Genomic DNA, 23885 nt, shown 5'->3' on the forward strand with positions numbered 1-23885 from the left:
TACTGCAGTTCATCTGGAGATATTATGAGCAAAACTATTGCGACGGAAAAGGCACCAGCAGCTATCGGCCCATATGTACAAGGTGTTGATCTGGGTAGCATGATCATCACTTCCGGCCAGATCCCAGTAGACCCGAAAACCGGCAGCGTGCCGGAAGATGTCGCCGCGCAGGCGCGTCAGTCCCTGGACAACGTAAAAGCTATCGTTGAAGCCGCTGGCCTGAAAGTGGGCGATATCGTGAAAACCACCGTTTTCGTGAAAGATCTGAACGATTTCGCCACCGTGAATGCCGCGTATGAAGCGTTCTTCACCGAGCATAACGCCACTTTCCCGGCGCGTTCCTGCGTAGAAGTCGCGCGTCTGCCGAAAGACGTGAAGATTGAGATTGAAGCTATCGCGATCCGTCGCTAAGCGCTTCTCTGCCCTCACCCCAGGCGCTTGCGTCATCCACGGGGTGAGGGAAATGCCCTATTTTATCTTCGTTGCCCGCAGCAGTTTCTCCAGCGGATAGACCGCCGCAATCACCAGCTCATCCTGGGTTTTCGCCGCCGTATCCAGCTGCGCCTGGATTGAGGCGTACTCTTTATCGTCCAGCGTTCCCTGCCGCGCCACCAGATCGGTCAAGCGCAGCCCGAGGCTCGCCAGCTTATCAACCTGCTGCACCACCGGTTTAATCGCCGCCAGCTGATAGTTATTGTCAGTCAGCGCCAGCGCATCGCCGCTGTTGTTCTGCCAGCGGGTAAAGACGTGGCGCAGCGCATCGGCGCTCTCAGTGTCTTCGGCATCGCTGATCAGCCGCTCCGCCCACTGGTTCAGGCTGCGTACGGTATCGCTCTCCGCCGGTAACGCATCGGCCAGCCGGTTCAGCGGTTCAAATTGATGGTAATTGTTCGCCTGGAACTTGAGATGCTGACGGGTGTAGTAATGCGCCGGCTCCAGCGCCTCGGCGAGGATCTGCAACGCCAGCGTATGGCTGCTGTTCGCCAGTCGGGTGAACTGCTCCAGCTGCTGAGTGTGCTGCTGCAGGCCGACGGAGACCGTTGACCAACTGTCCATCGCCTGCAGGCGCTGATACATATTGTCGCTGTCTTTGACGTCTTCGGCCGACCACAGCCGCTCCGCCACCGCAAAAGCCCGCGGCCACAGCTTGATATCGATGACCGGCGCGGCGACGTTTTCCGCCCACAGCGCCGCCTCGCCGCCGAGCAGATTCTTCTGTTGCTGCGCGTCGGGCAGCGTCGGCTGAATGCCCTGCGGCACGGCATCCAGCCGCTTGCCGTCAATAGGATAACGGGTGTTGCCAAGCAGGAAGTAGCCTGCGAGCTTGTCGTCGTTAATGGTTAGCACCGGGCGGGTCTCGCCCATCCAGGTATCGACGCGGAACGTGACCTGATTGTCGCCGAGCCATTCAATCTCCTGCACGGCACGCCGTGATTTCCCTTTAAAATCAATAAATCCACGCCAGCCGCTATCGCCTTTTACCAGCGTAAAGCTGCCCTCAACCGCGCTGCCCTTCAGGCGCGGCATCGAAAACTGCCAGCTCTGGGCGCTGTCGTTATCGGTAATCGTATCCACACCGTTAAGCCCCTGCGGGATAATCTCATTACGATAGTGATAGGCGGTGTACTGCGGCTGGTCGAGGTAAAAACCGGTGGAGAGAATGCCGCGATAGCCGTGTTTGGCGACGTCGCCTAATGCGTCCTGCCCCTGCCAGGACTGAATCAGAATGCTCTTCGGTAAATCAGGGTGGTAGATTTCATCCCAGCCGACCATCTGCCGGTGATGTTTCTCGAGCAGTTTCTCCAGCCGCCGGTTGAAGTACGCCTGTAGCGCGTGGCTGTCCGCCAGCCCCTTCTCTTTGAGGAATTTCTGAATAGCCGGATTGGCGCGCCACTGGCTGTCATCGACTTCATCACCGCCGATATGCAGATACGGATCGGGGAAGATAGCCGCCAGTTCGCTGACCATCGCCTCGGCAAACGCGTAGGTGGCCTCTTTTGTTGGATCGAGTACCGGTTTTAGCACGCCCCAGTGGCGCTCCATCGCGTAAGGCCCCGGCGCGCTCATCAGCTCCGGATAAGCTACGGCGATCGCCGAGGCGTGGCCCGGCATATCGATTTCCGGCACCACGCGAATACCGCGTTCGGCGGCATAGCGCACAATGTCTTTCATCTGCGCCTGGGTATAAAACAGGCCGTCGCTGGCCTGCTGCTGCAGCTTCGGATAGCGGCTGGAGGCGAAGCGCCAGCCCTGATCGTCGGTCAGATGCCAGTGCAGTACATTAAGCTTCGCCGCCGCCATACCGTCAATCTGCCGCTTGATCGCCGACAGCGGCATAAAGTGACGGGCGGAATCCAGCAGCAGTCCACGCCACGGGAAGCGCGGCGCATCGTCAATGGCGACATAAGGAATGGTGGTGCCGTCAGGGCCGTTTTGTACCAGCTGTAGCAGCGTTTCCATGCCGCGCAGCGCGCCAAAACGCGTATTGGCTTTCAGGGTCGCGCCTTCGGCGTTAACGGTTAGCTGATAGCTTTCGTCGCTATCAGGCTGCGGCAGGAAAGGCACTTTCTTATTGACGATCACGTTAATGGTTGGGCTTTTTGCCGGCGCCGTCTGCGGCTGTAGCGTCCAGCCGGTTTGCCGCGCAACACGTTCACGCCAGCGGTTGGCCGCCTCGCCCAGATCGTCGCCGCTGACGTTGATCGTCAGCTGATTATTTAGCGCCAACGCCCCCTGCGCCTGCGGGCGCTCTACATGGGCGGGCCACGGCATCAGCGGCAGATCGCCCGCCGGGGCGGCAAGCGCCATGCTGCTCAGTAATATTCCGCTGGTCAGCAGACTGTAACGCACGGTGTTAATCATCAATGTTCCTTTTTATGACGGGCCAAAAAAAGCAAAACATTGGGTTAACATGCGCACAAAATTGCGTCAATACATGGCGATGACGGGCTTCACAACTTGATGAGATTTAAGAGAAATACCGGTAAGCCCCTCTGCCGAACGGCAAAGGGGCGAAACCGCTACTGCCAGCCGTAGCGGCGGCTGTAGAAGCCTTTAACGGTCTGGGTCAACACCATGTAACCCGCCAGAATCGCCACCAGCCATGGGAAATAGCTGAGCGGCAGCGCCTGCAGCTGCAGGTAGCCCGCCAGCGGCGAGAACGGCAGCGCGATCCCCACCGCCATCACCAGCAGCGTCATCGCGAACAGCGGCCACGCGGCGCGGCTCTGGACGAACGGAATGCGGCGGGTACGGATCATATGCACAATTAGCGTCTGCGACAGCAGCCCTTCAATGAACCAACCGGACTGGAACAGGGTCTGCATCTCGACGCTGTTGGCGTGGAACACCCACCACATCAGGCCAAAGGTGAGGATATCGAAAATCGAGCTGATCGGCCCGAAGAAGACCATAAAACGCCCGAGATCGGCCGGGTTCCAGCGCTGCGGTTTACGGATCTGCTCATCGTCGACGTTATCAAACGGAATCGCCACCTGGGAGACATCGTACAGCAGGTTCTGAATCAACAGGTGCAGCGGCAACATCGGCAGAAACGGCAGGAAGGCGCTGGCCACCAGCACGCTGAAGACGTTGCCGAAGTTGGAGCTGGCGGTCATTTTGATGTACTTGAGCATGTTGGCGAAGGTGCGGCGGCCTTCGATAACCCCCTCCTCCAGTACCATCAGGCTTTTTTCCAGCAAAATGATATCCGCCGCCTCGCGGGCGATATCCACCGCCCCGTCAACGGAAATGCCAATATCCGCCGCGCGGAGCGCCGGGGCGTCGTTAATACCGTCGCCCATAAAGCCCACCACGTGGCCTTCTCGTTTCAGTAGCGTCACGATGCGCTCTTTATGCAGCGGCGCCAGGCGCGCGAACAGCGTGGTGCGTTTCGCCAGCGCTGCCAGTTCGTCGTCGCTCATGGCTTCAATCTGGCTGCCAATCACCACTTCGCCCGCATCCAGCCCCACTTCATGACACACTTTCGCCGCCACCAGTTCGCTGTCGCCGGTGAGGATTTTCACCGTAATGCCGCTGGCCTTTAACGCTTTCAACGCCGGGGCGGTGGTCTCTTTCGGCGGATCGAGGAAGGCGATGTAGCCTTCGAGGATCAGGTCGGATTCATCCGCACGCTGATAGTCGCCTTCCCGCGCCGGCAGGTATTTGGTCGCCACCGCCACCACCCGTAGCCCCTGACGGTTCAGGGTATCGGTCACCCGGCGGATACGGCGCAGCATGGTGTCGTCCAACGGTACGATTTCACCGTTGTAGCGCACCTGAGTTGAGACGTTGAGGATCTCCTGCAGCGCCCCTTTACAGATCAGCTGATGCGCGTCGTCCTGCTCTTTTACCACCACCGACATGCGGCGGCGTTCGAAGTCGAACGGGATCTCATCCACCTTCTGCCAGCGCTCCGCGAGACCGCGAGCGGCATCCAGCTCCACGCCTTCCAGCACCGCGGTGTCGAGCAGGTTTTTCAGCCCGGTCTGGTAATGGCTATTGAGCCAGGCGGTGTGCAGGACTCTCTCGCTGGATTTACCGGAAACATCGGTATGGTTCTCCAGCACGATTTTATCCTGGGTCAGGGTGCCGGTTTTATCGGTGCAGAGGATATCCATCGCGCCAAAGTTTTGAATGGCGTCGAGGTGTTTGACGATCACTTTTTGTTTTGACAGCTTCACCGCCCCGCGCGCCAGCGTCGAGGTGACGATCATCGGCAACATCTCCGGCGTCAGGCCGACCGCCACCGACAGCGCGAACAGCGCCGCTTCCCACCAGTCGCCTTTGGTGTAGCCGTTGATCAGCAGCACCACCGGCGCCATCACCAGCATAAAGCGGATCAGCAGCATGCTGACCCGGCTGATGCCTTTCTGAAAGGCGTTCGGCTCGCTTTCCTGCTCGCTGACGCGCCCGGCAAGCTGGCCGAACCAGGTGTTGCCGCCGGTGGCGTAGACGATAGCCTGCGCCGAGCCGCTCACCACGTTGGTCCCCATAAAGCACAGGGTGTCGCATTCCAGCGGATTGGTTTGTAGCGGATCGCGGGTGCGCGCGACTTTTTCAACCGGCAGCGATTCGCCGGTCAGCGAGGCCTGAGCGACAAACAGGTCGCGCGCCACAATGATGCGCAGGTCTGCCGGGATCATATCTCCCGCCGATAGCCTGACAATATCGCCCGGCACCAGTTGGTCGATGGGTAGTTCGAGCCAGCGGCTCTCGCCCTGTTCGTTGATGACCCGCAGCACCGTGGCGGTATTGCTGACCATCGCCTTCAGCGCATCCGCCGCTTTGGTCGAGCGCGCTTCCTGAATGAAGTTAAGCAGCGTCGAGATGCCGACCATCAGCGCGATAACGCCCGCAGCGAACAAATCTTCAGTGGAATAGGAGACGATGCCGAGCACCGTCAACAGCAGGTTGAACGGGTTGCGATAGCAGGTCCACAGATGAATCCACCACGGCGACGGCTTCTGTGCGGGGATTTGGTTATCGCCGTGCAGGGCGATTTTCGCCGCCACTTCGGCGTCGTTCAGCCCTTCAGGGTGGCTATCGAACGCGCGCCAGATCTCCTGCTCATCCATGGCCGCCACGTCCAGGCAGCGCTTGCCGAGTGAATCCGGGATCGGCGCGCTGGCCAGATTGCGGGCATCGGGCAGCGGATCGCGCTGGATCAAACGATGTGGTAAATGGCGGCTAAGCTGCGCGAACAGCTGCCGGGTAAAATTTTTCAGCATAAACAGTCCCTCCGCGCTCGCGCGAGCGAACGCAGCGTTGCCAACAGGCGCGGCAAAGCCTTACCTGTCAGGCATTATTTTTATAGGGCAGGGACATCGTGGACGTCACTGCTTTACGCTTTCCGGTAAAGCAGTGCTAAACAGGCTTACCGGAAAGAAAGGTTGATCCATCGAGGATGAGGAGTGGGATCGGGGTCCATAAAATTCTCCGGTAAGTGACTCAAGACGGCGCGGAGTATACCGCGACCAGGAAACTATTTGTGGCTATTATGGCTATCATACCGCCCGGCAACTAAACCAGACATCAACCAGTCTTTGCTCATTGAGGATTCGTTGAGTAGCATTAGACTCACTCAAATCGGACGATGGCGAGAACCCCGTATGCAAAACCGGCTAACAATCAAAGATATCGCCCGCTTAAGCGGCGTCGGAAAGTCGACGGTGTCGCGCGTGCTGAATAACGAAAGCGGCGTCAGCGAGCGCACCCGCGAACGGGTGGAAGCGGTGATGCAGCAGCACGGTTTCTCCCCTTCCCGCTCCGCCCGCGCCATGCGTGGTCAGAGCGATAAGGTGGTGGCGATTATCGTCACCCGTCTGGATTCGCTGTCGGAAAATTTAGCGGTGCAGACCATGCTGCCCGCCTTTTATCAGCAGGGCTACGATCCGATCATGATGGAGAGCCAGTTTTCTCCGGCACTGGTGGAAGAACATCTGGGCATGCTCGCCCGGCGCAATATCGACGGCGTGGTGCTGTTCGGCTTTACCGGTATTAGCGAGGAGATGCTTGCGCCGTGGCGCGAAACGCTGGTGCTGCTGGCGCGCGATGCCCCCGGCTTCGCTTCGGTGTGCTATGACGATCATGGCGCGATCAAGTTACTGATGCAGCGTCTCTATGAGCGCGGGCACCGGCATATAAGCTTCCTCGGCGTGCCGCACAGCGACGTCACCACCGGGGAACGCCGTCATCAGGCGTATCTCGATTTCTGCGCGCAAAAGAAGCTCACGCCAACCGCTGCTTTGCCGGGGCTGGCGATGAAGCAGGGTTATGAAAGCGTCGCCAGCGTGCTGACGCCCGAGACCCGCGCGCTGGTCTGCGCCACCGATACTCTCGCTCTCGGCGCCAGTAAATATCTACAGGAACAGCGTATCGACACGCTACAACTCGCCAGCGTCGGCAGCACGCCGCTGATGAAGTTTCTGCATCCGGAGATCCTCACCGTCGATCCCGGCTACGCCGAAGCTGGACGCCAGGCGGCACAGCAGCTGATCGACCAGATCGCCGGCCACGCCGAACCCCGCCAAATCGTCATTCCCGCTGCCCTGAATTAATCTCGTTCGGGTGATTTATGTGATCTTCGCCGAGTTTCGGGAACGTTCCCATTTTGCATTGCCAACGGAACGGTTAGGATGCATGCAAGGTAAAAACGGCATCTCTCCCCTCTGTTTTTGAGGCTTCATCATGAGCAAAGTAAACCAGCAGGACATCGATAAACTGATCGAACTGGTGGGCGGGCGCGGCAACATTGCCACCGTCAGCCACTGTATTACCCGTTTGCGCTTTGTGCTGAACGATCCGGCCATCGCCAAACCGAAAGAGATTGAGCAGTTGCGCATGGTGAAGGGATGCTTCACTAACGCCGGGCAGTTTCAGGTGGTCATCGGCACCGAAGTCGGCGATTACTATAAGGCGCTGCTGGCCACCACCGGTCAGGCGTCCGCCGACAAAGAGCAGGCCAAACAGGCCGCGCGGCAAAATATGAAGTGGCATGAACGGTTGATCTCGCACTTTGCCGAGATCTTTTTCCCGCTTCTGCCGGCGCTGATCAGCGGCGGTCTGATCCTCGGTTTCCGTAACGTCATCGGCGATCTGCCAATGAGCAACGGCCAGACGCTGGCGCAAATGCACCCGTCGTTGAAAACGATTTATGACTTCTTGTGGCTGATTGGCGAGGCTATCTTCTTCTATCTGCCGGTGGGGATCTGCTGGTCAGCGGTGAAGAAAATGGGCGGCACGCCGATCCTCGGGATCGTGCTTGGCGTCACGCTGGTCTCTCCACAGTTGATGAACGCCTACCTGCTCGGCCAGCAGGTGCCGGAAGTGTGGAACTTCGGCCTGTTTACCATTGCGAAAGTCGGCTATCAGGCGCAGGTGATCCCGGCTCTGCTGGCGGGGCTGGCGCTGGGCTTTATCGAAACACGTCTCAAGCGCATCGTGCCTGACTACCTCTACCTGGTGGTGGTGCCGGTGTGCTCGTTGATTCTGGCGGTGTTCCTCGCTCACGCTTTTATCGGCCCGTTTGGTCGTCTGATTGGCGACGGCGTGGCCTTCGCGGTGCGCCACTTGTTAACCGGCAGCTTCGCGCCGATCGGCGCCGCGCTGTTCGGCTTCCTCTATGCGCCGCTGGTAATAACCGGCGTACATCAGACCACCCTCGCTATCGATATGCAGATGATTCAAAGCATGGGCGGCACGCCGGTATGGCCGCTGATTGCGCTGTCGAATATTGCTCAGGCGTCGGCGGTGGTCGGCATTATTATTGCCAGCCGTAAACAGAATGAACGCGAAATCTCGGTACCCGCGGCGATCTCCGCCTATCTCGGGGTCACCGAACCGGCGATGTACGGCATCAACCTGAAGTACCGCTTCCCGATGCTGTGCGCGATGGTCGGATCCGGCCTCGCGGGCCTGCTGTGCGGCCTGAACGGCGTGCTGGCGAATGGCATCGGCGTCGGCGGCCTGCCGGGCATCCTGTCGATTCAGCCAAGCTACTGGCAGGTCTACGCCACGGCGATGGCCATCGCCGTGGTAGTGCCGATTATCCTCACCACCGTGGTTTATCAACGCAAGTACCGTCAGGGCACCTTGCAGATTATCTAACGTCTTCTTTCGGGGCGCCGCTTGCGCCCCCTATATTCGCAGGAACGTAATATGAATACCCTTCCCCGCTGGTGGCAAAACGGCGTTATTTATCAAATCTACCCGAAGAGTTTTCAGGACACCACCGGCAGCGGTACCGGCGATTTACGCGGCGTCACCGCCCGTCTCGACTACCTGCAAAAGCTCGGCGTCGACGCTATCTGGCTGACGCCGTTCTACGTCTCGCCGCAGGTGGACAACGGCTATGACGTGGCGAACTATACCGCTATCGATCCCTCATACGGCACGCTGGAGGATTTCGACCAACTGGTCGCCGGAGCGAAAGCGCGCGGTATCCGCATCGTGCTGGATATGGTGTTTAACCATACCTCGACGGAACACGAATGGTTCCGCCAGTCGTTAAATAAGGCGAGCCCGTACCGCCAGTTCTATATCTGGCGCGACGGCGAGCCGGGAGCATTGCCGAATAACTGGCGTTCGAAATTCGGCGGTAACGCCTGGCAATGGCATGCGGAAAGCGAACAGTATTATTTGCATCTTTTCGCCACCGAGCAGGCGGATCTCAACTGGGAAAACCCGACGGTACGCGCCGAGCTGAAAAAAGTCTGCGAGTTCTGGGCCGATCGCGGCGTTGATGGCCTGCGCCTCGATGTCATCAATCTTATCTCCAAGGAGCAGGACTTCCCCTCCGATACCGTTGGCGATGGACGCCGCTTCTACACCGATGGCCCGCGGGTTCACGAGTTCCTGCAGGAAATGAGCCGCGATGTCTTTACCCCTCGTGGCCTGATGACCGTGGGCGAAATGTCTTCCACTTCGCTTGAGCACTGCCAACAGTACGCCGCGCTGGACGGCTGCGAACTGTCGATGACGTTTAATTTTCATCACTTAAAAGTCGATTATCCCGGCGGTGAAAAATGGACCCTCGCCCGTCCGGACTACGTGGCGCTGAAAGCGCTATTCCGCCACTGGCAGCAAGGGATGCATAACCGGGCGTGGAATGCGCTGTTCTGGTGTAACCACGATCAGCCGCGCATCGTGTCGCGCTTCGGCGACGAGGGCGAGTACCGGGTGCCGGCGGCGAAGATGCTGGCGATGGTACTGCACGGCATGCAGGGCACGCCCTATATCTATCAGGGCGAAGAGATTGGCATGACCAACCCGCATTTCAGCAACATCAGCGATTATCGTGACGTGGAAAGCCATAACATGTTTATCGAGCGCGCGGCGCAGGGACAAAGCCCGGATGAACTGCTGGCGATTCTGGCCAGCAAATCGCGCGACAATAGCCGCACGCCGATGCCGTGGCACGATGGCGAGAACGGCGGCTTCAGCGATGGAGAACCCTGGATCGCGTTGGGTAATAACTATCGCGAGATTAACGTCGAGGCGGCGCTGGCGGATCCGGAATCGGTGTTTTACACCTATCAGCAGCTGATCGCACTGCGAAAAACCACGCCGGTGCTGACCTGGGGGGATTATCAGGATCTGCTGCCGGACCATCCGTCGCTGTGGTGTTATCGCCGCCAGTGGCAGGGGCAGACGCTGGTGGTGGCCGCCAACCTGAGCCGTGAGTTCCAGCCGTGGCAGCCGCCAGAGATGTCTGGCGACTGGCGGGCGCTGATTGGCAACTATGCGGAAACGGCCAACCGTCCGGCGGCAATGACGCTGCGGCCGTTCGAAGCGGTATGGTGGTTGCAGGCATAAAGCTTTTCCCCGGTGGCGCTACGCTCACCGGGGCTACCGGTTCGTGGGGCTGGAGATTACGCGCGGTCAGCGTCAGGAAGGATAACGCTCTCCTGCGGCTGCGCTGAGGCGTGCTCCTCTTTGGCCTTCAGCCGATCCCAGGCGCGGAAGAACGGATAGTAAACCACCAGCGAAATAGTTAAATTCACGACCTGCAGTATGGTGCCGGAAATATGGCCGCCGGTCGCCAGATAGCCGCTGATGAAGATCGGCGTAGTGAACGGCAGCGCGATTCCGGCCGGCGGCGCCACCAGCCCGGTCGCCATTGCGGTATAGGACACGATCACCAGCAGCACCGGCGTTAAAATAAACGGCAGGAAGAAGTACGGGTTCATCACCAGCGGGATGCCGAACACCATCGGCTCGCTGATGTTAAACAACGCTCCCGGCGCGGCAATTTTCCCCAGCTGTTTCATCTGCTGACTACGGCTGCGCAGCAACATAAATATCACCAGCCCCAGCAGCGCGCCGGTGCCGCCGGGCGCAATCCACAGATCGTAAAATTGCTGGGTAATGATATGCGGGATCGGCTGACCGTTCTGAAAGGCCGTCAGGTTCTCTGACATATTCGACAGCCACACCGGCTGGATAAATACCAGCACAATCGCGTCGCCGTGCAGGCCCAGCGTCCACAAAATACCGATCACTATCACCGAAATAATCATCCCCGGCAGCGTACCGCCGACGTGATGCATCGGAATACCGATCAAAGTGGCGATCATGCTGTTGATGTCGCCGAACGGCGAGGCCTCAACCGCCAGGCGCAGCGCCAGCACCACCGCCAGAACACAGAAGCCGGGGATCAGGGCGAGGAAAGATTTCGCCACTGCCGGCGGCACGCCGTCCGGCATGCGGATAACGAGATTGCGGCTGGCGACCAAACGATAAATCTCCGTCGACAGCAGCGAAATGACAATAGCGACAAACAGCCCCTGGCTGCCGACCATGCTCACCGGGATCACTCCTTTAATCACCTCCGCCGCGCCGTGTACCGGGGTAAAGAGGGTGTTCTGCGGGATAGTCATCACAAAGGCCACCAGCGACATCGCCCCGGCGCTCAGCGGGTCGATGGTGCGGTACTTCTCCGCCAGCCGATAAGCGATGCCGAAGCTGGAAATCAGCGCCATAATGTCGTAGGTCGCTTTCACCGGGTACAGCATTTTATCGCGCCAGACCTCGCCAAACAGGCCGCTCATCATGTCGGCATAGCCGGGGATCGGCAGGTAGGCGAAAATCAGGAAAAACGAGCCAATCAGCATAAACGGCATATTCAGAATGATGCCATCGCGTACCGACAGGACGTGCTTTTGCCCGGCGATTTTCAGCGCCGCCGGCATGACGTAACGTTCAATCCAGCTTGTATTCGACATGGTGTGCTCCCGAGGGAAATAGCGGTCAGTTAAATTGCGTCAGCCATTGACGGTTTATCGTTAACACTTCATCCAGCAGCGTCTGGGCATCGGTGACGTTACCGACCAACGGGTTAGCCACCAGCGCCAACAGCGCGCTCTCGCGGCAGCCGTGTACCGCGGCTTCAATCGTCAGCCTTTCAAAGGCCTTCACCTGCTGCGTCAGGCCGTTCATCGCCGGCGGCAGCGGGCCGAACGCCAGCGGCCGCGCCCCTTGCGCATCGATAATGCTGTTGGTTTCCACCACCGCATCATCATCCAGGCCGTGAATCGCGCCGTTGTTGCGGGTGTTTACCACCATCTCCGCGCCCAGGTTGTTGTGAATCGCATTGATAAGCTCAACGGCCACTTCCGAGTAGTAAGCGCCGCCGCGAAAGCTCAGCTGCTCTGGTTTTTCTTCCAGCTGCGGGTCGGCGTACAGCGCAAACAGCTCCTGCTCGACCTTCATCACCTGCTCGGCGCGGGTGCCTTTGGTTTTCGCTGCGGCGATCTCTTCCGCCAGCATCGCCGGCGTCAGCCAGAAATAACGATGATAAGGGCACGGAATCGCCTTCAGCGCGCGGAGGAATTCCGCCGGCCACGGCAGTTCTTTAATGTTGTTCATCGACAACGCCTTACCGTCGCAGAGCATATCGATCACTTTGCCGGTGACATCCTCGCGCCCCTGTAGCACCTTATGCACCCAAACCATATGGTTGAGCCCGGCAAAGCGCAATTTCACTTCGGACTCCTGCGCGCCTAACATCCCGACGATCATGTGCTGCATGTTGATCGGCACGTTGCACAGGCCGATGATCTTCGCCGTGCTGTAGCGGCTGACCGCCTCGGTGACGATCCCCGCCGGGTTGGTAAAGTTAAGAATGAACGCTTCCGGCGCCAGCTGTTCCACTTTGCGCGCAACTTCGAGGATCACCGGGATCGTCCGTAGCGCCTTGGCGAACCCACCGACGCCGGTGGTCTCCTGGCCCAATAGATGATATTTGAGACCCAGCCTTTCATCCGCGGCGCGCGCCGCCAGTTGCCCGACGCGTAGCTGCGTCAGCACAAAGCTGGCGCCGCGGATCGCCTCATCGAGCGTAAAGTGGACGCTGACCGCCACCTGATCCAGCCCTTTATGTTTCAACATCCGCCGGGTCAGCGCGGCAATGATCTCAACCTTTTCCCTGCCGGATTCGACATCCACCAGCGCCAGTTCGGTGACCGGAAGCTGTTCATAACGAACGATAATCCCTTCAATAAGCTCCGGCGTGTAGCTGCTGCCGCCGCCGATAACGGCGATTTTCAGTGCTTGCATAGTGACCTCTATTCGCATTTTCGGCATGCAGATCGCCGCGCGCGATCGCCAGGACCGCACGTGAGGGTGATAAAAATGGGATTAGAAAATTAGCGTTCGAGCAGGGCCAGCGCTTTATCCAGCACCGCTGCGCCGCGCATCATGCCGTAGTCGGCCATATCAATCACCGCCACCGCTTTACCCTGCGGCGCCGCCAGCGCGGTCAGGCGGCCTGCTTCGTATTTGACCTGCGGCCCGAGCAGGATGACGTCGGCGTTCGGCAGTTCGCGTTCAAATTCCGCCACCGCTACGGCATAGATTTCCAGCGCCAGCGCGCGCTGCTGGGCTTCCGCTTTCATTTTGTTCACCAGCATGCTGGTCGACATGCCTGCGGCACAACAGAGTACGATTCGTGGCATTGCGCTTCCCCTTTGCGTGTTTATCGCTTCAGCCTTCACGACCTATGCGACTATATTGTTAATATTGTGTGATAGTGAAGGCTATATGAAAATAATTTTCACCGATGTGATCGAGGCTCAATTTTTGCGCATTATTTCCTCATGCCATTGCGAAACATCGATGCCAGACATAGGAAATATTCTGCGCAGATGCTATAAAAACGGCTATTCACTAAGTGAAAAATATTTTCAATTCCGGGTACTGCCAAAGGGAACATCAGGATGGATATCGTAGGTCAACTACAGGACGGATTGGTCCGCTTTAGCGCTCAGGAGTCGCGCGTCGCCGCCTTTATTCTGGAAAATCTTAGCTTTACCGCCAGCGCCTCGATTGACGAACTGGCCGCCAGCGCGGGGGTCAGCCCGGCCACCATCACCCGCTTCGCCCGTTCAGTGGGCTGTGATGATATTCGTGATTTACGCAAACAGCTGGCGCAGGCCAGCGAACGGCGCGCCAGCTGGCTCACGCCGGATAGCGCCGCCCTGCCCGTCGCCTGGCGCGACAAACTTAGCAGCCTCGGCGATACGCTAACCCGTCAGCTCGGCCACACCGCCGAAGCGGCGGTGGAGAAGTGCAAATCGCGCCTGCTGAGCGCCCGCGCGGTGCATTGCTTCGCCCTCGGCGCCCAGGACGTGGCGCTGGCGGCGCTGCTTCAGCACCAGTTGCTGCCATCCGGTATCGCGATTAATCTCTGCCAGGATGCGGCGCTGATGCGAATGACTGCCAGTACCCTTAATGACGATCACCTGCTGCTGGTGCTGGCCACCGCCGATGCCAATGCCGTATTACAGAGCGCGACGCTGCAGGCGCGTACGCAAGGGGTGACGATTATCGCTCTGACCCCGGAACAGCACGCGCTGGCGGATATGGCCAGCGCCGTGCTTCCCCTGCCCGTCAACCCGCAGCATGCCCGCTACGCCCTGCTGCTGCTTGTCGATCTGCTTAACGATACATTGATTGCCTGAATATTCTGCCCGTTCCCTTCGCGATCGGGCCCCATTTTTGCTTATATTTTAAGCGCCTAAATTTACATTTCACGCTAGCGCCCATCATCCGTACTCTCACCTTTTTACCTTGTTCTGGGTCAATAAAATCGCAAACATCTTTGATGCAAATCACTACATATAGAACTTAAAATGCGCCTCGGCCCTACATATTGTATTAATCGTCTATTATGTCACCATATCTTGTCGTTGTTGGGCGGTGATGAGATGTGGATAAAAAGGGCCGGATCCGAAGGCAAACGCCGCTACTCGTAGCGTGGCGCGCTTTTGGGAGACCTTCCGCCTCTGTGGATAACCTGTTCTATATATGGAGTGATCATGACACCGCATGTGATGAAACGTGATGGCTGTAAAGTGCCGTTCAAGTCAGAGCGCATTAAAGAAGCAATTCTGCGTGCAGCTAAAGCAGCGGGAGTCGATGACGCAGACTATTGCGCCACCGTCGCAGAAGTCGTTAGCCAGCAAATGCAGGGCCGCGCGCAGGTCGATATCAACGACATCCAGACCGCCGTGGAAAACCAGTTGATGTCCGGCCCGTGGAAACAGCTGGCGCGCGCCTATATCGAATATCGCCACGATCGCGATATCGAGCGTGAAAAGCGCGGCCGTCTGAACCAGGAAATTCGTGGTCTGGTCGAGCAAACCAACTCATCGCTGCTCAACGAGAACGCCAACAAAGACAGTAAAGTGATCCCGACCCAGCGCGATCTGCTGGCCGGTATCGTGGCCAAACACTATGCCCGTCAGCACCTGCTGCCTCGCGATGTGGTGCAGGCGCACGAGCGCGGCGAGATCCACTACCACGATCTCGACTATTCGCCGTTCTTCCCGATGTTCAACTGCATGCTGATCGACCTGAAAGGCATGCTGACGCACGGCTTTAAAATGGGCAATGCCGAAATTGAGCCGCCGAAGTCTATCTCTACCGCCACCGCGGTCACGGCGCAGATTATCGCCCAGGTCGCCAGCCATATTTACGGCGGCACCACCATTAACCGTATCGATGAAGTGCTGGCGCCGTTCGTCACCGAGAGCTTCAAAAAGCATCGTAAAATTGCCGAAGAGTGGCAGATCCCGGATGCCGAAGGGTATGCCCGTACGCGTACCGAGAAAGAGTGCTACGACGCGTTCCAGTCGCTGGAGTATGAGGTCAACACGCTGCATACCGCCAATGGCCAGACGCCGTTCGTCACCTTTGGTTTTGGCCTCGGCACCAGCTGGGAGTCGCGCCTGATCCAGCAGTCGATTCTGCGCAACCGCATCGCCGGCCTCGGGAAAAACCGCAAAACGGCGGTATTCCCGAAACTGGTCTTCGCCATTCGCGACGGCCTGAACCATAAGTTCGGCGATGCGAACTATGACATCAAACAGCTGGCCTTAGAGTGCGCCAGCAAACGCATGTACCCGGATATTCTCAACTACGATCAGGTAGTGAAAGTCACCGGGTCGTTTAAAACGCCGATGGGCTGCCGCAGTTTCCTCGGTGTATGGGAAAACGAGAACGGCGAACAGGTACACGATGGGCGCAACAACCTCGGCGTTATCAGCCTGAACCTGCCGCGTATCGCGCTGGAAGCGAAAGGCGACGAAGCCGCTTTCTGGGCGCTGCTGGACGAGCGCCTGCTGCTGGCGCGCAAAGCGCTGATGACCCGTATCGCCCGTCTGGAAGGGGTGAAAGCCCGCGTCGCGCCAATTCTGTATATGGAAGGCGCCTGCGGCGTGCGTCTGAAAGCCGACGATGACGTCGCGGAAATTTTCAAGAACGGCCGCGCGTCCATTTCCCTGGGCTACATCGGGATTCACGAGACCATCAACGCGCTGTACAACAATCAGCATATGTACGATAGCGAAGCGCTGCGTGAAAAAGGCATCGCCATCGTTCAGCGTCTGCGCGACGCCGTTGAACAATGGAAGGAAGAGACCGGCTACGGCTTCAGCCTGTACAGCACGCCGAGCGAAAACCTGTGCGATCGCTTCTGCCGCCTCGATACCGCCGAATTCGGCGTGGTACCGGGCGTGACCGAAAAAGGCTACTACACCAATAGCTTCCATCTCGACGTCGAGAAGAAGGTTAACCCGTACGACAAGATCGATTTTGAAGCGCCGTATCCGCCGCTGGCCAACGGCGGCTTCATTTGCTACGGCGAATATCCGAATATCCAGCATAACCTCAAGGCGCTGGAAGACGTGTGGGATTACAGCTATCAGCACGTACCGTATTACGGCACCAATACGCCGATCGATGAATGCTACGAGTGCGGATATACCGGCGAGTTCGAGTGCACCAGCAAGGGCTTTACCTGCCCGAAATGCGGCAATCACGACGCCGCCCGCGTATCGGTGACCCGCCGGGTATGCGGTTATCTCGGCAGCCCGGACGCGCGTCCGTTCAACGCCGGCAAGCAGGAAGAAGTGAAGCGCCGCGTGAAGCACCTGGGCAATGGGCAGATTGGTTAAAGATCAATGCGCTTTTCCCGGATAGCGGCGCGCAGCGCCTTATCCGGGCTACCACTGCCACTGTCGTAGCCCGGCCGAGCTCAGCGACGCCGGGAAATGGCCGCACTCCTTCGTTTTCGCAAAGCAATTAACGTCAGAGCAAGGCGGCAAACGAGTAAGTCCCGGGGAGCTTACTGGAGTAAGTGACCCGGGCGAGCGAGCGCAGCCAACGACGCTGCAGCGGCAAATGAGAAGAGGAAACAATGAATTATCACCAATACTACCCCGTCGACATCGTCAACGGCCCCGGCACCCGCTGCACCCTGTTTGTCTCCGGCTGCGTCCACGAGTGCCCCGGCTGCTACAACAAAAGCACCTGGCGGGTAAATTCCGGTATGCCGTTCACAACCGGGATGGCCGACCGCATCATCGCCGACCTCAACGATACCCGCATCAAACGCCAGGGGCTTTCACTCTCCGGCGGCGATCCGCTGCATCCGCAAAACGTCGCGGAGATCCTCAATCTGGTGCAGCGCGTACGCGCCGAATGCCCCGGTAAAGATATCTGGGTCTGGACCGGCTATAAGATTGACGAACTGAACGCCGGGCAGATGGAAGTCGTGAACCTGATTAACGTGCTGGTCGACGGTAAGTTTGTGCAGGATTTAAAAGACCCGGCGCTTATCTGGCGCGGCAGCAGCAACCAGGTCGTGCATCATTTGCGTTAATCCCCTCCGTCAGCCTCTCAAAACCGGCTGACGCACTCCATCGCCACCGTTTTAAACTCATCGAAGCTACGGGTCGCGGCAAGGCGGCTCATGGCGCGCTCGCGCAGGAAAGTCACGAAAATATCGTAGATCGCCATCGCCTCTTCATACTCGCTCTTGCTGATAGCGAGCAGGAAGATGATATGGGCGGTTTCGTCGCCCCAGGCGATACCCTGCGGGGCGATCACGGTATAGACCACCGTCTTTTTCGCTAACAGGCCGAGGGCGTGCGGCAGCGCAATACCGTCGCCCAGCATGGTGCTGACAATCGCTTCACGCTCGACCACCGAATCATGAAATTCTGCATCGACGAAGCCTTCCTGCTGCAGCTGCTGACACAGCTCCGCAAACAGCGTTTGCTGATCTATCGGCTTATCGATCACCCGGAAGTGGGCGGCATCGAAGTATTTATTCAACATCCACGGACGGGTACGATCCACCAGCACCAGCTTGCCAATCTGATCTAACTGGTAATCGGTGGGGAACGGCGCGATGGTCACCACCGGTTTGTCTTTTTCGCCGATCCGTACCGTTGAGATGACAAAATCCTCATCGATCGCCGCCCGCTGCTCATATTCACGCTGGGAAATGGTAGCGGCGATCGCCAACTGCGGATATTTACGCTGCAGGATCGCTTCGATCATCCGCACCATCGCATTACTGGTATCGCACACCAGCAGTACGTGCGGCTGGCGCTGGTAGCCGATGTTGTAGTGGCGTTCCAGCCCGACGCCAATATGCAGCACCAGAAAGCCGATTTCGTTTTCGCTGATGGTATAAGGCGTATATTTGCCCCAGCTCGATACCGCGGCGAGTGTCATATCCCATGCCATCGGATAGTGCTGTTTGATGTTATCGAGCAGCGGATTGGGGATCATTATCTGATAGCGCACGCGGGTGATCATGGTTTTAATGTGGGTCAGCAGATCGGCGTGCAGCTGGGCGTCGTCCAGTAGGTTGTAGTTATACTGACTGTTGATGTAACGCAGAATGTAATTGACCAGCGCTTCGTCATCGTCGGCGCTGATGGTTTCCGGATCGACATCCTGTACCTGACGGGCGGCGATATGCACGCACAGCCACTCTTCCTCGGCGGGCGAGAAGGGTTTTCCGGCCAACCGCTGTAGCTCCCCCGCCAAATCGCGCGCGGCGTCGCGGACGTTTTGCGCCACATCTTCAGCGCTAAAATCGGCCAGCGGGTAGCCTTCACTCACGCGGCGTACCACAACCGCGCCGTACAGGCAGATAAAGCGCTCGCCGACATCGGTGAGGCGAATATGATGCCGGGTGAGCGTCTCCTGCAGCACCGGTTCCAGTTGCGCAGGAACATCCGCTTCCAGCGCCTCGGCGCTAATCAGCGGATTCATGCCGCCCTGCAGCGTCAGCTCCCACAGTAAATCGGTCAGGCAGGCGCGAATCGATACCTCGCTGCCGAACAGCTTCATGCCGTGGCGCGGGCGGGTTTCAAGAGTCAACTGATAACGCTGGAAGCGCTCGCGCACCTCGACCATATCATTTTGCAGCGTGGCGCGGCTGACGAACCACTCATCGGCCAGATCTTCCAGCTTGATGGAGAACGCCGAGGTCAGGAAACGCACCAGCAAAAAGTGGATGCGCTCCTGGGCGGTACGCGGCACGTGCTGCGTCTTCGGCGCCGTCTCCTCCAGCGCCTGAAAACGCGACCGATCGTCAATTTTCAGTTGATAACCGCTACCGCGGTTGAGCGTAAACTGCGCGCCATACTGCGCCAACAGCGCATTCAGCGCGGTGATATCGGCGCGCACGGTACGGGTAGAAACCGACAGCCGCTGCGCCAGTTCATCCTGCGGCAGCGTTTCATTTCGCAGCAGGGTGAAGAGTTGCGCTAAGCGTTGGTTGGGAAATCGCATGTCAGTTCCTTGTTGTTACGGCTCAGGGTTGGGCGGATATCACCATCTGCGATGGGCTACCGACCGGCGTGTAGTCTGGGGCAAAGGTTAATTTGCCATCCTTCGGCGCCACGCTAAAACGGGTAATATTATCGCTACGCTGGTTCATGACGTACAGCCACTGCCCCTGATTATCCAGCGTCAGCGTACGGGGGTAATCCCCACGCGTCCAGATATCCTCCTGGTGGCTCAGGCTGCCGTCAGCCAGCACGCTAAAGTGGGCAATGCTGTTATGCAGGCGGTTGGCGACATATAGCTGTTTGCCATCGTTGCTCAACACCAGGCCCGCGGCAAAGCTGGTACCCTTATACTCTTTCGGCAGCGCGGAGACGGTTTTGCCTTCGCGCAGCAGGCCGCTTTGCTTATCAAGATGATAGAAGGTCAGCGTCGACGCTTCTTCGTTAATCAGCCACAGACCGTCGCCCTTTGGCGTAAAGACGAAGTGGCGCGGGCCGGCTCCCGGCGATGAGGCGGCGATAAACGGCGGATCGTTCGGCGTCAGCTTACCGCTGGCGCTATCCAGCCGGTACTGATAGATCCGATCCAGCCCGAGATCGGTGGAGTAAACAAACTTCCCACTGGGATCCGCGGCGATCATATGGGCGTGAGGGCCATTGTGATCGCTAATGGCAAAGCTGCCCTCGACGGCCGCCGCCGGACGTTCGGCGCCGGCCGGACCTTCATCCTGATGCACATCCACCGCCTCGCCCAGGCTACCATCTTCTTTCACCGGTAGCACGGCGGTGCTGCCGCTAACATAGTTGGCCACCAACAGATATTTACCATCCGGCGTCAGGGAGAGATACACCGGCCCGGCGCCGCCGGAGGCAACCTGGTTGAGTTCCGTCAGCTCGCCGTTCTTGTCAATTCGCCACGCCTGCACCACGCCTTTTTCGACTTCACTGGCGGCATACAGCGTTTTGCCATCGCGCGATACGGTTAACTGCGCGACGTTCGGCAACGAGCTCACCAGCGCCTTATCGCGCAGAGCGCCGGTTTTGGCATCGACGGTAAAGCGATACAGACCTTCGCCATTAGGATTATAGGTACCAATCCAGGCGTAGTGGGTTTGCGCGGCGGCGCCGGCGGCAAGCAAAGACAGTGAAGCAACAAGCAGGTGACGAGCGGTTGGCATGGTAACTCCTTGATGGTTCGGTGGGATAAGTTGCCCCTCACCCTTTGAGGGTGAGGGGCAAGAGCACTACTTCACTAACTGTTTGGTCATCTCCAGCAACTGGCGCACATCGGCCGGGCGGGTGTTGCCGCTGGCTTTATCGATAATCGAGCTGTAAATATGCGGGATGATTTTACTCACGCCGGCATCCAGCGCGATTTTCAGGATCTCGCTGTAGTTTTCCAGATCGATACCGCCGGTCGGTTCCAGCCAGAAATCGTGCGCGGCGCAGGCTTTGGCGACGGCTTCAAACTCGGCGCGGTGCTTCAGGCCGCCCATCGGGAAGTATTTGATTGAGCTGCCGCCCATATCTTTTAACAGCGCGATGGCGGTTTCCAGCGGAACAATCCCATCCGCCGCGCCGCTGCTCAGCGGGCCGGTTGAGATCTTCACCATTCCCGGCGTGCCGGTCGGCGAGACCAGGCCATTCACCACGGTCTCATTCTGCCCGAGCAGCGCGCGGCTGGTAGCCACGCCGGTGAAGACCTGGTTGACGTGCTGCGGCTGCACCTGGCGAGAAATCTCGCTCACCATCGCCGACTGGTTTGGATCGCCTGCGCCCAGCCCGACGGAGAGCGCGTTATCAATCAGCTTCGCGTATTCACGCATATCGGCCACCGCGCTGGCGACGTCCGGATAGTTTTTGGAGAGCACGCCGACCAGTACGTGACCTTCCGCCGCCTCGTAAATTTCACGGGCGTTGTCTTTGCTGCCCGCCAGTACGTTCAGGCACACGCGGTCACGGTAAAAGTTTGGGGTCAGTTTCATGCTTTTTTCTCCTTATTCAGAACTTCTGCGATGCGGCGAGCGACCACCTCCAGCTGCTGCGCGTTCACGCTGCGGACATCGGCTTCGATAATGCCTTCATTCGCTTTATAGCCGCGGAAGTAAATGGCGTATTCGCCCTGCTTCAGGGCGTTAACCAGATCGCCGGTATTCACGCCGGTGGTCGCTTCATCAAATTTAATTTCGGCGCGGGCGATATCACGGCCCGCGCTATCCCACACCACCCGCGCGGTCACGCCGTTGAGAGTGTTGAGCTGTTCGATAAACGGCGTCATCTTGTCCACCATCTGCTGGCCGCTCTCTTTGGTCGCCGTCAGGTAGTGTTCAATGGCGCAGGTCAGGCCGAGAATGCCCTCTTTACCCACTTTCATCGCCCGGCCAATCCCCATCGACTGGCGCTTAACCCACTCAACGTACTGCGTTTTGCCGATGACCAGCCCGCTGGTCGGCCCTTCAATCGCTTTCGCGCCGCTGTAGATAACCAAATCGGCGCCCATGCGGTAGTAGCACTGCAGATCTTCTTCCGCCGCCGCATCGACGATCAGCGGCAAGTTATGCTGGCGCGCCACTTCCGCGGCCTGCGCGACGTTAAGCATGCTTTTTTGCACACAGTGGTGGGATTTGATGTACAGAATCGCCGCGGTGCGCGGAGTGATCGCCGCCGCCAGCTGTTGGGCAGAACATTCGTTGGCGTAGCCTGCTTCCACCAGCTTACCGCCGCCCAGCGCCACCATGGTGCCAACCGGCGCGCCGAAGTTGACGTTGTGGCCCTTCGGCAACACGATTTCGTTATTTTCAATCGGGGTAACGTGCAGGTTTTCCAGCAGCCAGTCGCTGTCTTTCACCAGCACCGCCGCGACCGACTGGGCAATCCCCGCCGACGCGCAGGAGACAACGGTCGCCCCTTCCACATCCAGCAGTTTGGCGATGTACTCGCCGGTTTTATTCACCAGGTCTTTCATTTCAAAGTACTGGTTCATACCGGCCATCGCGGCTTCAACCACTTCCGGGCGCGGCGTGGAAACGCCCAGCACCGTCATTCGGCCAGAAGTGTTAATAACTTGTTTTAAATGGTATTTCTCAAAAATCGAAGGCATGTTCCGCGCTCCCTTGTTCGGTCAGATAGCCCTTGCCCGCGCGAATCGCGGCCAGCGGCACCAGAATGTTGTCAGCCTGCAGGCTCTCTTTTTCGGCATCTACCAGCAACGTGGGCTGATGCTGCAGGCTAAATAGCGTTAAATCGGCATCGAAGCCCTCTTCGAGGCGCCCTTTCCGCGTCAGGCGCAGCCCCTCGGCGGCGCTGACGGTCACGCAGTCAATGACCTGCGGCAGGGTCATGCCGATGGCGAGGAATTTCGACATCACCAGCGCCAGCGAGCGCACCGGGCCGTCGATACGGTTACGGCAGTAAATATCGGAGCTAATGGTGTGCGGCAGAATGCCCATCGCAATCGCCCGCCGCGCCACTTCAAAGCTGAAACTGGCGGTACCGTGGCCGACATCGAGGCGCACGCCGCGCTGCAGAGCGCGAGTAATGGAGCTGCGCAGCTCGCCGGCAGGATTAAGAATACGGTTCGGCTTGCCGTTATAGCAGTGGGTAATGATGTCGCCACTGCTCAGCAGATCGGCGATTTCATCGAGGTTCGGCGGGTTATTGCCGATGTGCACCATCAACGGCAGATCGCCGTTTTCCTGCTGAATGGCTTTGGCGCGCGCCAGCGGCGTAATGCCGTTTTCGCCGACGACGCTGCTGCTCATCCGCGCCTTCAGGCCGACGATAAAATCAGGATGACGTTGCACCGCCTGCTTCACCGCGGCGGCGTCGATATTAGCCATATTCGCCAGCTCATTCTGCGCAATCAGCCCGACGCGGGAGATGTTGAGCAACGCATAAACTTCCGTCGCCGCTTTACGGGTCAGTTGATAGAAGTCATCGACGTCGTCGGCGCCAGTGCTGCCGGCATCAATCACGGTGGTGACGCCGGTGGCGATGCCGACGCTATCCGGCTCATCGTGATAAATTGGTGAATTCGGGTAGCAGTGAACGTGAGAGTCAATCCAGCCAGCGCTGACGTAAACCTTGCCGTTCAGCTCGATGGTTTTACGGGAGGGCGCGCTAATCTCGCCCAGCGCCGCGATTTTCCCGTCCTGGATGGCGATATCAGTCAGGGTATCGTCGACGAGGCGCGCACGGCGCAGGAGTAAATCAAACATAGCTATCTCCTGATGAAAGAGTGAATCTGTTGCCGGATGGCGGCGTGCCGCCTTATCCGGCCTACAAATCGCGCTGACTTGC

The 23885-nt window shown here is 58.6% G+C and carries 17 protein-coding genes; 7 read left to right on the forward strand and 10 right to left on the reverse strand.

All coding sequences use genetic code 11. From position 1 onward, the window contains the following. Window positions 1–24 precede the first annotated feature (24 nt). Window positions 25–411, forward strand: coding sequence for a 2-iminobutanoate/2-iminopropanoate deaminase (ridA, locus tag ABLV08_RS18710; protein WP_020079786.1), 387 nt, complete (start codon window positions 25–27; stop codon window positions 409–411). A gap of 57 nt (window positions 412–468) precedes the next feature. On the opposite strand, the gene ABLV08_RS18715 is transcribed toward ridA, so the two are convergent. Further along, a complete protein-coding gene (locus tag ABLV08_RS18715) occupies window positions 469–2862 on the reverse strand; it encodes a family 20 glycosylhydrolase (protein ID WP_348856147.1) in 2394 nt (797 codons plus the stop codon). A 158-nt stretch (window positions 2863–3020) separates the two neighbouring features. After that, a complete protein-coding gene (mgtA, locus tag ABLV08_RS18720; protein WP_032715491.1) occupies window positions 3021–5729 on the reverse strand; it encodes a magnesium-translocating P-type ATPase in 2709 nt (902 codons plus the stop codon). A 381-nt stretch (window positions 5730–6110) separates the two neighbouring features. Here mgtA and treR point away from each other — a divergent pair, with 381 nt between their 5' ends. The 3 genes from treR (at window position 6111) to treC (ending at window position 10314) form a co-directional block, all read left to right on the forward strand. Next, window positions 6111–7058: a trehalose operon repressor TreR gene (gene treR / locus ABLV08_RS18725; protein ID WP_015704209.1), complete on the forward strand. Its 948-nt coding sequence runs from the start codon at window positions 6111–6113 to the stop codon at window positions 7056–7058. A gap of 130 nt (window positions 7059–7188) precedes the next feature. Further along, window positions 7189–8607 carry a PTS trehalose transporter subunit IIBC gene (gene treB / locus ABLV08_RS18730; protein WP_015368560.1) on the forward strand — a complete coding sequence of 473 codons (1419 nt, stop codon included), beginning with the start codon at window positions 7189–7191 and terminating at the stop codon, window positions 8605–8607. Window positions 8608–8658: 51 nt separating this feature from the next. Then, complete coding sequence (gene treC, locus ABLV08_RS18735; protein WP_045364909.1) at window positions 8659–10314, forward strand: alpha,alpha-phosphotrehalase; 1656 nt, start codon at window positions 8659–8661, stop codon at window positions 10312–10314. A 56-nt stretch (window positions 10315–10370) separates the two neighbouring features. Here treC and celB read toward each other — a convergent pair whose 3' ends face one another. From celB to ABLV08_RS18750, 3 genes are all read right to left on the reverse strand, one after another. Then, complete coding sequence (gene celB, locus ABLV08_RS18740; RefSeq protein ID WP_015704207.1) at window positions 10371–11723, reverse strand: PTS cellobiose transporter subunit IIC; 1353 nt, start codon at window positions 11721–11723, stop codon at window positions 10371–10373. Window positions 11724–11748: 25 nt separating this feature from the next. Beyond that, a complete protein-coding gene (locus ABLV08_RS18745; RefSeq protein ID WP_348856149.1) occupies window positions 11749–13056 on the reverse strand; it encodes a 6-phospho-beta-glucosidase in 1308 nt (435 codons plus the stop codon). Window positions 13057–13145: 89 nt separating this feature from the next. Further along, window positions 13146–13454: a PTS sugar transporter subunit IIB gene (locus ABLV08_RS18750; protein ID WP_020079792.1), complete on the reverse strand. Its 309-nt coding sequence runs from the start codon at window positions 13452–13454 to the stop codon at window positions 13146–13148. A gap of 261 nt (window positions 13455–13715) precedes the next feature. On the opposite strand from ABLV08_RS18750, the gene ABLV08_RS18755 reads away from it, so the two are divergent. The 3 genes from ABLV08_RS18755 to nrdG all read left to right on the forward strand — a co-directional run bounded on the left by ABLV08_RS18755 (window position 13716) and on the right by nrdG (window position 17662). After that, entirely contained in the window at window positions 13716–14459 is a 744-nt protein-coding gene (locus ABLV08_RS18755) for a MurR/RpiR family transcriptional regulator (RefSeq protein WP_032715487.1), read from the forward strand. 357 nt (window positions 14460–14816) lie between these two features. Then, the gene (gene nrdD, locus ABLV08_RS18760) at window positions 14817–16955 is read left to right on the forward strand and encodes an anaerobic ribonucleoside-triphosphate reductase (RefSeq protein ID WP_015368566.1); all 2139 of its coding nucleotides are present in this window, start codon (window positions 14817–14819) and stop codon (window positions 16953–16955) included. A gap of 242 nt (window positions 16956–17197) precedes the next feature. Further along, window positions 17198–17662: an anaerobic ribonucleoside-triphosphate reductase-activating protein gene (nrdG, locus tag ABLV08_RS18765; RefSeq protein ID WP_015704204.1), complete on the forward strand. Its 465-nt coding sequence runs from the start codon at window positions 17198–17200 to the stop codon at window positions 17660–17662. 17 nt (window positions 17663–17679) lie between these two features. Here the strand turns inward: nrdG and ABLV08_RS18770 are convergent, their stop codons facing one another. The 5 genes from ABLV08_RS18770 to ABLV08_RS18790 all read right to left on the reverse strand — a co-directional run bounded on the left by ABLV08_RS18770 (window position 17680) and on the right by ABLV08_RS18790 (window position 23803). Further along, window positions 17680–19590: a PRD domain-containing protein gene (locus ABLV08_RS18770; protein WP_047058376.1), complete on the reverse strand. Its 1911-nt coding sequence runs from the start codon at window positions 19588–19590 to the stop codon at window positions 17680–17682. A gap of 22 nt (window positions 19591–19612) precedes the next feature. Beyond that, window positions 19613–20764, reverse strand: a complete 1152-nt coding sequence (locus ABLV08_RS18775) for a lactonase family protein (RefSeq protein WP_015368569.1) — start codon at window positions 20762–20764, stop codon at window positions 19613–19615. Window positions 20765–20830: 66 nt separating this feature from the next. Then, window positions 20831–21571, reverse strand: coding sequence for a KDGP aldolase family protein (locus tag ABLV08_RS18780; RefSeq protein ID WP_015368570.1), 741 nt, complete (start codon window positions 21569–21571; stop codon window positions 20831–20833). After that, window positions 21568–22686: a DgaE family pyridoxal phosphate-dependent ammonia lyase gene (locus ABLV08_RS18785; protein WP_348856151.1), complete on the reverse strand. Its 1119-nt coding sequence runs from the start codon at window positions 22684–22686 to the stop codon at window positions 21568–21570. The genes ABLV08_RS18780 and ABLV08_RS18785 overlap by 4 nt, the downstream gene beginning before the upstream one ends. Beyond that, entirely contained in the window at window positions 22670–23803 is a 1134-nt protein-coding gene (locus ABLV08_RS18790) for an amidohydrolase/deacetylase family metallohydrolase (RefSeq protein WP_015368572.1), read from the reverse strand. The genes ABLV08_RS18785 and ABLV08_RS18790 overlap by 17 nt, the downstream gene beginning before the upstream one ends. Window positions 23804–23885: the final 82 nt, after the last annotated feature.

Source organism: Klebsiella sp. CN_Kp088 (assembly GCF_040064335.1).
Classification (GTDB): Bacteria; Pseudomonadota; Gammaproteobacteria; order Enterobacterales; family Enterobacteriaceae; genus Klebsiella; species Klebsiella aerogenes.

Coding starts and splice junctions, on each gene's coding strand:
- ABLV08_RS18755 (WP_032715487.1), top strand. CDS start 13,716: ATGGATATCGTAGGTCAACTACAGGACGGATTGGTCCGCTTTAGCGCT.
- ABLV08_RS18775 (WP_015368569.1), bottom strand. CDS start 20,764: ATGCCAACCGCTCGTCACCTGCTTGTTGCTTCACTGTCTTTGCTTGCC.
- treC (WP_045364909.1), top strand. CDS start 8,659: ATGAATACCCTTCCCCGCTGGTGGCAAAACGGCGTTATTTATCAAATC.
- treR (WP_015704209.1), top strand. CDS start 6,111: ATGCAAAACCGGCTAACAATCAAAGATATCGCCCGCTTAAGCGGCGTC.
- ABLV08_RS18785 (WP_348856151.1), bottom strand. CDS start 22,686: ATGCCTTCGATTTTTGAGAAATACCATTTAAAACAAGTTATTAACACT.
- ABLV08_RS18745 (WP_348856149.1), bottom strand. CDS start 13,056: ATGCAAGCACTGAAAATCGCCGTTATCGGCGGCGGCAGCAGCTACACG.
- ABLV08_RS18790 (WP_015368572.1), bottom strand. CDS start 23,803: ATGTTTGATTTACTCCTGCGCCGTGCGCGCCTCGTCGACGATACCCTG.
- ABLV08_RS18715 (WP_348856147.1), bottom strand. CDS start 2,862: ATGATTAACACCGTGCGTTACAGTCTGCTGACCAGCGGAATATTACTG.
- ABLV08_RS18770 (WP_047058376.1), bottom strand. CDS start 19,590: ATGCGATTTCCCAACCAACGCTTAGCGCAACTCTTCACCCTGCTGCGA.
- ABLV08_RS18780 (WP_015368570.1), bottom strand. CDS start 21,571: ATGAAACTGACCCCAAACTTTTACCGTGACCGCGTGTGCCTGAACGTA.
- ridA (WP_020079786.1), top strand. CDS start 25: ATGAGCAAAACTATTGCGACGGAAAAGGCACCAGCAGCTATCGGCCCA.
- nrdG (WP_015704204.1), top strand. CDS start 17,198: ATGAATTATCACCAATACTACCCCGTCGACATCGTCAACGGCCCCGGC.
- nrdD (WP_015368566.1), top strand. CDS start 14,817: ATGACACCGCATGTGATGAAACGTGATGGCTGTAAAGTGCCGTTCAAG.
- ABLV08_RS18750 (WP_020079792.1), bottom strand. CDS start 13,454: ATGCCACGAATCGTACTCTGTTGTGCCGCAGGCATGTCGACCAGCATG.
- mgtA (WP_032715491.1), bottom strand. CDS start 5,729: ATGCTGAAAAATTTTACCCGGCAGCTGTTCGCGCAGCTTAGCCGCCAT.
- treB (WP_015368560.1), top strand. CDS start 7,189: ATGAGCAAAGTAAACCAGCAGGACATCGATAAACTGATCGAACTGGTG.
- celB (WP_015704207.1), bottom strand. CDS start 11,723: ATGTCGAATACAAGCTGGATTGAACGTTACGTCATGCCGGCGGCGCTG.